Origin of the sequence: Thiorhodococcus minor (assembly GCF_010820565.1) — a bacterium.
GTDB classification, from domain to species: Bacteria; Pseudomonadota; Gammaproteobacteria; order Chromatiales; family Chromatiaceae; genus Thiorhodococcus; species Thiorhodococcus minor.
Map to the genome: position 1 here is coordinate 94,573 of NZ_JAAIJQ010000008.1, position 11,527 is coordinate 106,099.

The 11,527-nt window shown below is 65.2% G+C and carries 8 protein-coding genes and 1 pseudogene; 8 read left to right on the plus strand and 1 reads right to left on the minus strand.

The features are described from left to right. Positions 1-10 precede the first annotated feature (10 nt). The 3 genes from G3446_RS04315 to G3446_RS04325 all read left to right on the plus strand — a co-directional run bounded on the left by G3446_RS04315 (position 11) and on the right by G3446_RS04325 (position 4,301). Positions 11-1,591, plus strand: coding sequence for a coiled-coil domain-containing protein (locus G3446_RS04315; protein ID WP_164451175.1), 1,581 nt, complete (start codon positions 11-13; stop codon positions 1,589-1,591). Between the two features lie 125 nt (positions 1,592-1,716). Then, positions 1,717-3,345, plus strand: a complete 1,629-nt coding sequence (locus G3446_RS04320; RefSeq protein ID WP_164451176.1) for a hypothetical protein — start codon at positions 1,717-1,719, stop codon at positions 3,343-3,345. Further along, complete coding sequence (locus tag G3446_RS04325; RefSeq protein ID WP_164451177.1) at positions 3,345-4,301, plus strand: sulfotransferase; 957 nt, start codon at positions 3,345-3,347, stop codon at positions 4,299-4,301. Before G3446_RS04320 ends, G3446_RS04325 begins: the two co-directional genes overlap by 1 nt. Positions 4,302-4,377: 76 nt before the next feature. On the opposite strand, the gene G3446_RS04330 is transcribed toward G3446_RS04325, so the two are convergent. Further along, positions 4,378-4,854: a transposase gene (locus tag G3446_RS04330; protein ID WP_483414733.1), complete on the minus strand. Its 477-nt coding sequence runs from the start codon at positions 4,852-4,854 to the stop codon at positions 4,378-4,380. Here G3446_RS04330 and G3446_RS04335 point away from each other — a divergent pair. The 5 genes and pseudogenes from G3446_RS04335 to G3446_RS04355 form a co-directional block, all read left to right on the plus strand. Next, a pseudogene (locus G3446_RS04335) lies at positions 4,831-5,067 on the plus strand (Rpn family recombination-promoting nuclease/putative transposase); the annotation flags it as partial. The gene G3446_RS04330 and the pseudogene G3446_RS04335 sit on opposite strands and share 24 nt — an antisense overlap. 439 nt (positions 5,068-5,506) lie before the next feature. Next, positions 5,507-5,815, plus strand: a complete 309-nt coding sequence (locus G3446_RS04340) for an RpnC/YadD family protein (RefSeq protein ID WP_164451179.1) — start codon at positions 5,507-5,509, stop codon at positions 5,813-5,815. A 20-nt stretch (positions 5,816-5,835) separates the two neighbouring features. Beyond that, positions 5,836-6,678 carry an Rpn family recombination-promoting nuclease/putative transposase gene (locus tag G3446_RS04345; protein WP_164451180.1) on the plus strand — a complete coding sequence of 281 codons (843 nt, stop codon included), beginning with the start codon at positions 5,836-5,838 and terminating at the stop codon, positions 6,676-6,678. Between the two features lie 424 nt (positions 6,679-7,102). Continuing rightward, positions 7,103-11,095, plus strand: coding sequence for a glycosyltransferase (locus tag G3446_RS04350; RefSeq protein WP_164451181.1), 3,993 nt, complete (start codon positions 7,103-7,105; stop codon positions 11,093-11,095). A 61-nt stretch (positions 11,096-11,156) separates the two neighbouring features. Beyond that, positions 11,157-11,527: GDP-mannose 4,6-dehydratase (locus tag G3446_RS04355; RefSeq protein WP_164451182.1), on the plus strand; the 371-nt coding region annotated here is incomplete at its 3' end.

Sequence of the window (11,527 nt, forward strand, 5' to 3'; positions counted from 1 at the left end):
TGTCGTTTCGATGGAAAAATTATTTATTTCAACAGGTTACTTGGGGGATGGGCGGTCGTTGGCGCTGGGGGTGTCGGCACGCGCGCACTTCGAGCTGCGCGATGTCGAGGCCCTTGAGCAATGGCGCCGCGACCTGGCCGCCCAGCCCGAGCCCTCTGGGGTCGGCTACGATTCCCGCTTCCGGCGTCCGTCGCGCGATCTTATCGAGGCCCTGGATGCTTGGCTGACACGGCAGGCTGGCGCTCAGCCATTGCTGCTTGCCGATGAGCGTGATCTCTGGCTGCTCGACTTCTGGGCCGAGCATCGCCCAGAAGCAGGATTTCTGCTTTTCTACACAGCGCCCGAGGCCGCCCTGGTTGAGGCCTTGCTCCAAGGTGAAGAGCCGCAGCGGTCTATGGCCGATTGGCAGGCCGCGGCGCAGCACCTGATGCGTTTTCAACGCCGCCATCGACGCCGCTCGGTCTTGCTGGACGCCGAGGCGGCTCGTCTGGACCCGCAAGCCATGGCAGTCGCCGCGCAACGCATCGGCTTGATCCTGCCAGTTGAGCCTCATGAGGCGCCGGCACGGGACCAGCATGTCCTCGAGCGTCTGCTCGCTAGGCGCTGGCTCGCGACCCAAGGTGATTTTGCGCTTCTGCAGGCCGAGCTCGAGGCCTGCGCCCACCCATTGGGCGAGCCTCCGCCGACACCCGAGCTGGGCGCTGAGGAGCTGCTTCGGCAGTATCGCCATCAGCAGCTACGGCAGCGGCAGCAGCTCGCTGAGGCTGAGGTAGAATCGAAGCGAGCGCAGGAGCGTTTGCAGGCGCTCGAAAAGCGGCTCAAGGAGGTTGCCAAGGAGAACGAGCTGCTGCTCTCGCAGCTACATCAGGTCCAGGAAGAGCTCGAAAGTCAGTTTCTCGAGGGCAAGCGGCAGCGCGATACCTTCAGCGCCGAAAAGAGCGGGCTCGAGCGAGAGAAGACGGCCCTTGAGGCCGAGCGCGACAAGCAGCGTCATCTGGCGGCAGAGCGGCAGCGGAAGCTCCAGGCGCTCGAAGATCAGCACCAAGATACCAAAGAGGAGAACGAGCTGCTGCTCTTGCAGCTGCACCAGGTGCAAGAAGAGCTCGAGCAATATTTCCTCAAGTACCAGGAGCTGGCGGCAAGGAGCGATCAGGGGCGCGCCGAGGCGGCTGAAGTCACTTCTGCAACGGAAGCGAGCTCCTCTAGCGGGGCTGCGGCAGCAACTCAGTCGCGGACACGCAAGCGCGGCCAGCGGAAACGGCCTCCGGCCCTCAAGCCACGCGGCCCGTTCGCCAAGAATCGCAAGGAGCGCCGCCGGCTTGAGCGCTATGTTGCGATCATCCGGGAGTCTGGGCTTTTCGACGAGGAGTGGTACCTGCGCCAGTATTCGGACGTCCTCGCGGCCGGCTTCGATGCTGTGGAGCATTATGTCTGCCACGGTGTCCCGGACGGACGCAATCCTGCGCCTTGGTTCGATACTCGCTTCTACCTCGACAGTAACCCGGACGTCGCCGCCTCCATTATGAACCCCCTGGTTCACTATCACCGTTTCGGTAAAGCGGAGGGGCGGCCGACGCGGCCCGGATGGTAATGCGCGAAGTGGCTGCTGAGTCGCTGTTATGGGCCCGTAGAGCGTCGCGGCGACGCATCGCCTGACCGACTTCGGCCCGGCTGCTCGGGGCCTTGATCCAGAACCCGATTTAGACCCAATCGACCATGTTCATACCCGATAGCGCCAATCTCGCCTTGGGCGATTTGGATACTCTTATCCACTTGGGGGCCGGCCGATGCCATGAGCTCGATGCGCATCTGGCGCTGCACCCGAAGCGCCTTATCCTGATCGAGGCCGACCCGGAGACCTGCGAGCAGCTCCAGGCCCGTACGGCCGAGCACCCTCATGCCGAGGTCATCAACGCGGCCGTGGCGGGGCAAGCCGGTCCCGTCACCCTGCATCGCTACAACCTGCCGGACGCCAACAGTCTGCATCCTGCCGAGGGGCTGCTGAAGCTTTTCCCGGGGCTCAAGCTGCGTGAGCAGCTCCCCACGGAGGCGCTGGAGCCCTCCACTCTGCTTGGGCCGCTAGGTCTGGACGCCGATCGCGAGCACCTCTTGGTGATCGACCTGCCCGGCGAAGAGATGCCTGTGCTTGAGGCATTGCTGCGCTCGAGGGATCTGCGGCGCTTTCATCACATCCATCTCTACTGCGGCATCGAGCCACTCTATCAATCGAGCCATTCTGCCGAGCCGGTACTGGAATGGCTCCAAGCCCAATGCTTCAGCCTCATCGCTAAGGAAGACCGCCAAGATCCCGATCAGCCCTGTTGGATCCTGCGGCTCGACCAAGCGAAGCTCCAGATACGCGAGCTGCAGCGAGAGATCCAGGCAATTAAAGCCGATAACGAAGCCCGGGCGAAGGATCAAGTCGCACTCAAGTCGGCCCGCGACGAACAAGTCAAGTTGGTCGCCGAGCGTCAAAAGCAGCTCGAGAAACTCGCAGCCGAGCGGGATAGCTTGATCAAGGAGCAGGCGGCGCTCAAGTCGGCTCGCGACGAGCAAGGCAAGCTGGCCACCGAGCGTCAAAAGCAGCTCGAGAAACTCGTAGCCGAGCGGGATAGCTTGGTCAAGGAGCAAGCGGCGCTCAAGTCGGCTCGCGACGAGCAAGGCAAGCTAGCCGCCGAGCGCCAGAAGCAGCTCGAGGCTCTCGGGGCCGACAAGGAGACCTTGATCAAGGAGCGGGCCGCGCTCCAGTCAGCTCGCGACGAGCAAGCCAGTCTGGCCGCCGAGCAGCTCAAGCAGCAGACGAGTGCGCGCGAGCAGGTCGAAGCCAAGCTCGAAGAGCTCACCAAGACGCTCGAGGCAGCCAAGGCAGAGGCCGACAAACACGCTAAGCTCGCCGCTCAGCACAAGACCGAAGTAGACACGCAGGCTAAGCTAGCTGCCGAGCGTGCCGAGCAACTCGACCGCGCTGAGCAGGCTCAGAGTATGCTCCAGCGTGACAACGCTATCGCCCTGCGCATGCAAGCCTTGAGGGCGGCCGACCTCAAGGATCTGCAGCAACGCCACGCCGAGGTGGTCGAGCAAAAAGACAAACAAGCCATGCTGCTCAAGCAGCTTACGGAGCGCCTCACCGTCGCCTCCAGCTACCTTCATCAGCTTGAGCACATGGGTGAAAGTGCCGGAGACAAGGCGGGAAGGCAAAGCGAATCGCGCGTCGCGATCACCGCGCAGGGCGCAGCATCGCCGGCAGTTCCAGCAACAGACCGCCACCATGGCACGCAAGCAGCAGCATACACCGCCTCCACAAGTGCGGCTCCCGCTGGCGAGGCCGAGCACGGTCAGCCCTAATGAGCCACCGCACCGACGAAACCCCCGCAGATTTCATCGCGGCCATCGACAGTGCGCTCGGGCTGTTGAAAGACTATGGCGACCAAAGCGCTCCCGCTGATGCCAAGGTCCTCGCGCAGCCGCTCCCCAGCCTGCTCGAGCAATGCCAGGGCTTGCTCGCGGAGGCCGAGGTCCAAGACCCGCCGCCGGTGCGTACTCTGCATCACCTCGCCTGCACTGGTGGCACCCTGATCAGCCGCTGCATCGCCGCCCAGCCCAACACCCAGGTGCTCAGCGAGGTCGACCCGCTCAGCCCCTTCGTGCCCAGCGGATTTGGGCCCACCGATCTCATCGGGCTCAGTCGTTTCAGCTCGCGCCCGGCCGATCAAGAGACCCAGATCCAGCTATTCCTCGCTGGTTTGCGTGTACTCTACGACCAGGCCGCGCGCGAAGGCCTGCATCTGGTCCTGCGCGAGCACACGCACGGCCACTTCAACTTCGGCGACACCGTTCCAGAGCGCGCCTCTCTGCACGAGATCGTCGGCCGTGCCTTTCCGGTCAAAGCCCTGATTAGCGTCCGCCATCCGCTCGATTCCTACCTCAGCCTGCAAGACAGCGGCTGGGTGCAGCACTTCACGCCACCCACTCTCGATGAGTACGCGCGCCGCTACCACGCCTTTCTTGACGCCTATCGGCACTGCGAGTGCATCCGTTACGAAGACTTCGTTGCGGATCCCCCGGCTACCATGCAGCACATCTGCAATACCCTCGCGCTCGGATATAGCCTGGACTTTCCGGACACCTTTTTCGCCATCAAGCTCTCCGGTGACAGCGGTCGCCGCGGCGATGTCATCAGCTCGCGTCCGCGCCGCGCCCACCCGCCAGCGCTCGAACAAGAAGCCCGTGACTCCGAGTCCTTCATGGCCCTGCTTACCCGCCTCGATTACAGCCTGGATTGCGCCATGGGGGGCGCGTGACGGCTCCGGCATGAATGGGCTTGCTCCCCCAGTGGGCCAAGGACATGCCTACAGAGGGGCCTCGGCATGATGTCGCTCACGCTTGCAGGCACCCGATGATCAGCTGCAGGTGGGTGCAGGCCGCCAGGTTGCTGCCGAGCAGGGTGCTGTCCATGCGCAGGCGATCCCCCATCACACCAAGGCGTTTCGCTTGATCGCCCGTGAGCGCCTGAAAGAGTTCTTCGAGCAGGTTGCTGCCGGTCTCCAACTGGTGGCTATACAAGCGTTGCTTGAACAGGTAGTAGGTCGATTCGACCGTAACCGCGTCGGTGAGATTCACCAGTCCCAGCGCACGACGCACGAGCAGGTTGAAATGCGCCGCCTCGAACAACGCCTCGTCACTCCAGCCAAAGCCCTCCTTGAGAATCAGCATCGCTACCAGGACGCGAATCGGCGCATTTGGGCGCCCCGCCTCGTCATCGAACAGCACGGCAAAACGCTCCTCGGGAATCTGCTTGGTGACTTGGTCGAGAAAGATGTTCTGCCAGTCGAAGACCTGCGCGACCGCGCCGATGACCTCATCTGGCGCCTACGCTGGGGGGGAGGACTGGCTCTACGTCTACCTGCTGCTCGACTTCCAATCCATCATCGACGCCTGGATGGCGGTGCGCATCCAGACCTACCTCGGCCTGCTCTATCAAGACCTCATCCGCGCCGAACAGCTCAGTGCTCACGGACGCCTGCCCCCGGTGCTGCCGATCGTGCTCTACAATGGAAAGTCCCCTCCGAAAACCCCGTTCTCGAAAAAGCCGCACACCATGCAGGAGATTCGCTCTGTTCTGGGGCACTATATGTTGCGCTTCGTCGCCGGGTTTTGACTTTTCGGAGTGGACTCAATGGTGCCCAAGTCTGGAACGCCGCCGAGACCCTAGATCCCCTGATCGAGCCTGCGCCACCCGTCCTGGCCGCCTATCGTCCCCAGCAAGCCTATCTGCTGCTCGACGAACAACGCTTGGCGAAGGCCGAACAGAGGCCAACAACGCAATCTCAGCGCCGCGCTCTTTCGTCTCGAAGCCAGCCGCAGTGCCGAGGACGCCCTGGCCATCGTGCGGACTCTGGTCGATTGGCTCAAAGAGCCCGAGCAAAGCAGCCGGCGTCGCGCGTTCGCCGTTTGGTTCGGTCGGGTGTTCCTCCCCCAGCGCCTACCCGGTGTTTCAATGACTCCTATGAGCGATCTCAGCGAGGTCTATCACATGCTTGCCGACAACGTTGAAACCTGGACTGACCAATGGAAGCAGCAGGGCCTGGAGGAAGGTCGTGAAACCACCCGGCACATCCTCTCCCGCTTAGCCCGCCGCCGCTTTGGTCCCGGGGTGGCCGAGCAGAGCCAGCCGCTGCTGGCCCGCATCAGCGATCCCGACCAGCTCGAAGAGCTCGCCGATCAACTCCTGCTCAGCCCCGACGGGGACGCTTGGCTTGCCCAGCTCAAGGCCCACGGTGACCCAATCCCTATCGCCCGGGAGGATGGACGCTAAAGCCTGCAGAGCGATCAGCGATGCACGCACTCCTGAGCCCCACCAATGACTACGTCTTCAAGCGCATCTTCGCCGAAGCCCCCGAGCTGCTGGTTGCGCTGATCAACGACCTCCGTCCTGACCTGCCCGATATGACGTCAGTCGACGTCCTCAACCCCAACATCAAGCCCACCGAGCTCACCGGCAAATACATCATCCTCGATGTCCTGGCCCGCGATGCCGACGGCCATTGCTACAATGTCGAGGTCCAAGTCCGCCGCTACGGCGCCTGGCACAAGCGCGGCCTGTTCTACCTGGCGCGCACCCTGGGCGGACAGCTCACGGCCGGCGAAGATTATCAAGAGCTGCGCGCCTCGGTCGGCCTGCACCTGCTCGACTTCGATCTCTTCACCGCCACCGACAGCCAACGCCAACAAGCCCTCTGGCGCTTCGAGATGCGCGATGAGCTCCAGCCCCAGGTCTCGCTCGGAAACATCCCGCAGATGAACCTGGTCGAGCTCAACAAGGCCGACCGCCTCGTGCTACCGCCCGGACCCCTGCGCGCCTGGATCACCTTCTTCAAGCACTGGCAAGAGGAGCTCACTATGGCCACCGTCGCCCACGAACCCGTCCAGCAAGCCATGAACCGCATCCGTCAACTCAGCGCCGATGAGGAGGCCCGCCGCCTCGCCTTCGTGCGCGAGCGGGCGTTGAACGATGAAGTCTCGTTTCTGAATGAAGCCAAGCGGGAAGGCCGCGAAGAAGGCCGCGAAGAAGTGGCACGTAATCTCATCGCGATGAGTCTGCTCACCGATGAGCAGATTGCAACCGCCGCCGGCTTAACGGAGGCCGCGGTCAAAGCGCTGCGGGGCGCGGCCGGATGAGCCCGGCTGCGAACGACCAACCGAGCCTCTCTCGGCCTGGAACGCCTACTTCGAACACTGACACGAGGAGACTCTCATGAGCACCCTAAGCCATCCCCCCGTGCAAAAAGCCCATCGGCAAGCGGCGCAAGATGAGCGCCGATGAAGAAGAACGCCACTGCGTCGAAGCGCGCGAAAAGGCTCCGTGCGATGCGGCCTGATGAGCCCGGCCAGAACCCCCCAGCCCGTCATTGCCCGTCATCGCCAGCCACCGCGGCAGGGTCGGCAGCGCTAAGCTCGCGCACAGACCACCGGCCCAAACAACCCCCAGCCGTGCTACCATTTGCGCCTTAGCCAACCCGCAAAGCGCGGCCGATTCGATGCCAGGCGGCACAACAGTCAACCTCACAGCCAATGCTCGCGAACCACAGGGCAAGGCGGTAGCGTGCCAACACCGCCGACCGCCCTTCAGCAAGGCAACGCTGCGCTGCGCGCCGGCCAATACCCAGAGGCCATCCGTCACTACGCGCTTGGCTTGCTGGATGAAGACACGCCGAGCCACCTTGGCTCAATCACTCACCAGCACGCCCAAAATCTCCTGCTTGCCCGCAAGCGCTGCCGCCGCCAGCGCCAAGCCCAGCTTCAGGCCGGTGGCAAGCTGCAGGTGGTGGTCAGCTGCTGGTCACTGTCCGAAAACCCCGCCGGGCGCGCCTACACGCTTGCCAGCCTCTATCAAGACCTGGCCGAGCATCCCGATCAGCAGGACCAGCCCAGCGAAGCGCAGCTGCCCGCACCCGGCATCGAGCACGTCAGCCTCATCGGCAGCCTGTTCGCCCGTCGCGGCCGCCAACTCTGGGCGCCGCTGCGCGAGCTCGCCGAGCAAGGCCCGATCCCCATCCACAGTCTCCTGGTCGAAGACGAGCGCACCTTCATGTCCCAGGCCATCGACCTGGTCAGCGTCCATCCCGCCGACCTGGTGCACCTGTGCAAGCCCCGCTGGCCCAACATCCTCTTCGGCCTGCTCTACAAACTGCTCTGGGACGCCCGCGTCCTGGTCGACATCGACGACGACGAGCTTGCCTTCGTGCAGGGCAAGCCGCTGCCCGATCTCGCCACGCACAGCGCCGAGCAGGTGCTCGAGCACTGGCTGCAGCGCTACGACGGCCTGCCCGACTGGACTAACCTCCCCGGGCGCCCCTGGACCGAGCTCAGCATGAGCCTCTGCCACGCCTTTGACGGCCTCAGCGTCGCCAACCGCGCGCTGCAGCAGCGCCACGGCGGTACCATCATCCGCCACGCCCGCGACCTGGCTCAATTCCGACCCTCCGCCGAGCGTCGCCGCCGCGCCCGCGCGCACTGGCAGATCGCCCCCGAGCAACAGGTGGTGCTCTTCCTCGGCACCCCGCGCCGCCACAAAGGCCTGCTTGAGACCGCCCAAGCCCTCGCCAGCCTCAGCGAGGCCGCGCCCAATCTGCTGTTCCTCATCGCCGGGCGCTTCCCGGCCTCCGAGCAAGCGCTGCGCGCGGCCCTGGAAGCCGAACAGGCGCGCGGTCGGCTCGCCTTGCGCCTGCTCGACGACCAACCCTTCGCCGCCATCCCCGACCTGCTCGCCGCCGCCGACATCGCCATTTTTCTGCAAGACCCGGACTCCGCCGCCGCCCGCGCGCAGACCCCGGCCAAGCTCAGCGATGCGCTCGCCATGGGCTTGACCGTGCTCGCCGAGCCCACCCCCGGTCTGGCCGACCTGGCCGAGCAGTGCGCCTTCATCCCCGTCAGCCGCGAGACCCTCGCCACCACCCTGCGCGCGCACCTCGCCAACCGCGCTGCGCCGTCGTCCGCCACCGCGCCACAGTCCGCGCCCGCCAGCGCCAGCCAGCCACAGCCACACCCGGTCTTCCAGCGCGAGCTCAGCCTGCAGGTCAACCGCCAGCGCCTGCAACGCCTGATCGCCGCCGCGCGGACCGCAGCACCCGGTAAGGCACAGCCGCTAGCCTCAGCGGCCAGGGCAGCGCCCGATCCCACCCCGGCCGCAGCGCACGCCGCTTATTTGGCCTCTAGCCGCACCCTGGGGTACCCAGCCGCCGCTGATAATACCGCCCAGCTGCTCGAGCGTCTCAGCGCGCTCCCCGCGCTCGACCCGCTGCGGCGCGCCCTGCAACAGGCACCGCCAAGCGAGCGCAAGGGCGTCTCGGTGATCATTCTCAGCCTCAACGGCGCCGAGCTGCTCGGGCGCCTGCTCGTGAGCTTTCTGGCCACCAACAGCCATCAGCCGGTGGAGCTGATCATCGTCGATCACGGCGCCCTCGACGACCCCGAGGACCAGACCGCCGCCGTCATCGCCCGCCACCAGGCGCCGTCATCGCAGCCAGCGCCCCAAGCGGCCGGCCCAACGCCGATCTGGCACCTGCGCCGCGGGCGCAACCACAGCTTCTCGGACTCCTGCAACCTCGCCGCCGCGCTTGCGCGCTACCCGAACCTGCTGTTCCTCAACAACGACATCCGCTACACCGCCGATGCGCTACCGGCCGCTCTGCATCGGCTGCAAGATCCGAGCATCGGCGCCGTCGGCATCCGCCTCGACGACGACCCCGAGCGCCTGCCACCCGGCCAGACCCCAAGCGTGCAGCACTTAGGCATCGAATTCGTTTGGAGCGACGAGCGCGGCTACCATCAGCCGCGCCAAATCCGCCACCCGGATTCGCGCGCCTACAACGCCGAGCAGACCCAGGGCCGCGCCCGCCACGTCGGCGCCCTTCCGACAAACGGCACCAGCCGTGACTACGTAAGTAGCCACAGCCACAACGACCATCAGGCAACAACCAGCGCGGCCGAGACGACCAGTACCCCCCAGCCCGCCGTCACCGGCGCCTTCCTGCTCTGTCGGCGCGATGACTTCGACCGCCTCGGTGGCTTCAGCAGCGCCTATGACTATGGTCTGGAAGACATCGATTTCTGCCTGCGCCTGCAGCGCGAGCTGGACAAGCGCAGCGAGTGCCTCATCGGCTTGGCGTTGCGGCATGGCCATATGACCACCCGCAACCGCGACAAAGCGCAGACCAAGGCCCGGATCCAGCGCAACCACCAGCAATTCAAAGCGCGCTGGGCCGCCCACACTAAGGTACTCGCCAGCCAGCCGCCGACCACCGCGCCTGCACCCAGTCTCAACCTGCTCTTCGTCCTGCCCCAGGCCGCGGACAGCAACAACGGCTACCACGTCCAGCTCCATGCCGCGAACCTGCAAGCCCAAGGTGTTGCGTGCATCCTCGCGGTGCCGGACAAGGACCACCAGCCCCTCAGCAGCGCCAACCCAGCCACTGCACTCATCGGTCCCAGGTCTCGGCCCAGTGTGCGCATCTGCTCCTACACCGATGCGCTGCAGGGTCTGCCCTCAGCCCTGTTTGCCAACGGCTGCGGGCCAGACCTGATCTACGCCTGGACACCGCGCGAGCAGGTCAGACGCTGTGTCGACGCCCTGTGCCAACGTTATCACTGCCCCTACCTGGTGCACCTGGAAGACAACGAAGAACACCTCACCGAGGTCGCCGTCGGCCGGCCCTTCGCCGAGCTGGAGCGCCTCCCAACCGCTGAGCTCGACCGCCTCATCCCCGGTCACCGCTACCATCCGCGCCATGGGCATCGCCTGCTCGAACAAGCCGCCGGTGTTACTGTGATCGTCGACCCGCTCGCGCGCTTCAACACCGCCGGTCGCCCGCTGCTGCGCCTCGGCGCGCCGGTGGACGAGCGCCTGTTCTATCCGCGCCCGCTCAACCACGCCCTGCGCCGCGCCCACCAGATCCCAGAGAGCCACTGGGTGCTGGTCTACACCGGCAACGTCCACGCCGCCAACCAGGCCGAGGTCGCTGAGCTCTATCATGCCGTGCAGCAGCTCAACCGCCAGGGTCATCCCACCAGCTTGCTGCGCACCGGCCTGAACAAGAAGGGCACCGAGGATCTTATCCGCCCCGCGCCGCAGGTACTGGAGCTCGGCTGGGTGCCACGCGAGCAGCTGCCAGCGATCCTCGCCGCCGCCGACGTGCTGGTCCAGCCCGGCAGCCCCGGCGTCTTCAACGACCAACGCCTCCCAAGCAAGCTCCCGGAGTCCTTCGCGGTAGGCAGGCCCGTGGTGCTGTCTCGCAGCCATCTGGGTCTGCGCGCCGTTCACTGCCGCCATGCCTTCGTGCTGAATGACGCCACCGCCGCACCTATCGCAGACGCCGTGCGCACCATCATGCAAGACCCGGCGCTCAAGGCCCGTTTGGCCACCGGTGCCCGTGATTTCTACCAACAGGCGCTGCGCGAGCGCGGCGAACACTTGTACAACTTCCTGTGCGCCTTGGCCAACCGACAGAGTGCCGCCAGCGCAAGCCCAAATGCAGGTGCCCCGCCGCCAGCGTGGCCACCGCCGCTTGATGACCCTCCAACCCCCGCGCGCTGGTGATCGATCGCCCCGCGAAATTGGTATCATTCAGACCCTGAATCCAGCCCAAGGACAGCCCTAGATGTCGAAAAAAGCCCTCATCACCGGCATCACCGGCCAAGACGGCAGCTACCTCGCCGAATGCCTGATCGAGAAAGGCTACGAAGTCCACGGCATCAAGCGCCGGGCCTCGCTGTTCAACACCCAGCGCGTCGACCACCTCTACGAAGACCCGCACCAGCAAGACCAACAGTTCGTCCTGCACTACGGCGACCTCACCGACACCTCCAACCTCACGCGCATCATCCAACAGGTGCAGCCCGACGAGGTCTACAACCTCGGCGCCCAATCCCATGTTGCGGTCAGCTTCGAGGCTCCCGAATACACCGCCGACGTCGATGCCATCGGCACCCTACGTCTGCTCGAGGCCATCCGGTTTTTAGGCCTCACCGA

Excerpts from the sequence above, each read along its gene's own strand:
- G3446_RS04315 (WP_164451175.1), top strand. The coding sequence starts at position 11 with ATGGAAAAATTATTTATTTCAACAGGTTACTTGGGGGATGGGCGGTCG.
- G3446_RS04320 (WP_164451176.1), top strand. The coding sequence starts at position 1,717 with ATGTTCATACCCGATAGCGCCAATCTCGCCTTGGGCGATTTGGATACT.
- G3446_RS04325 (WP_164451177.1), top strand. The coding sequence starts at position 3,345 with ATGAGCCACCGCACCGACGAAACCCCCGCAGATTTCATCGCGGCCATC.
- G3446_RS04340 (WP_164451179.1), top strand. The coding sequence starts at position 5,507 with ATGAGCGATCTCAGCGAGGTCTATCACATGCTTGCCGACAACGTTGAA.
- G3446_RS04345 (WP_164451180.1), top strand. The coding sequence starts at position 5,836 with ATGCACGCACTCCTGAGCCCCACCAATGACTACGTCTTCAAGCGCATC.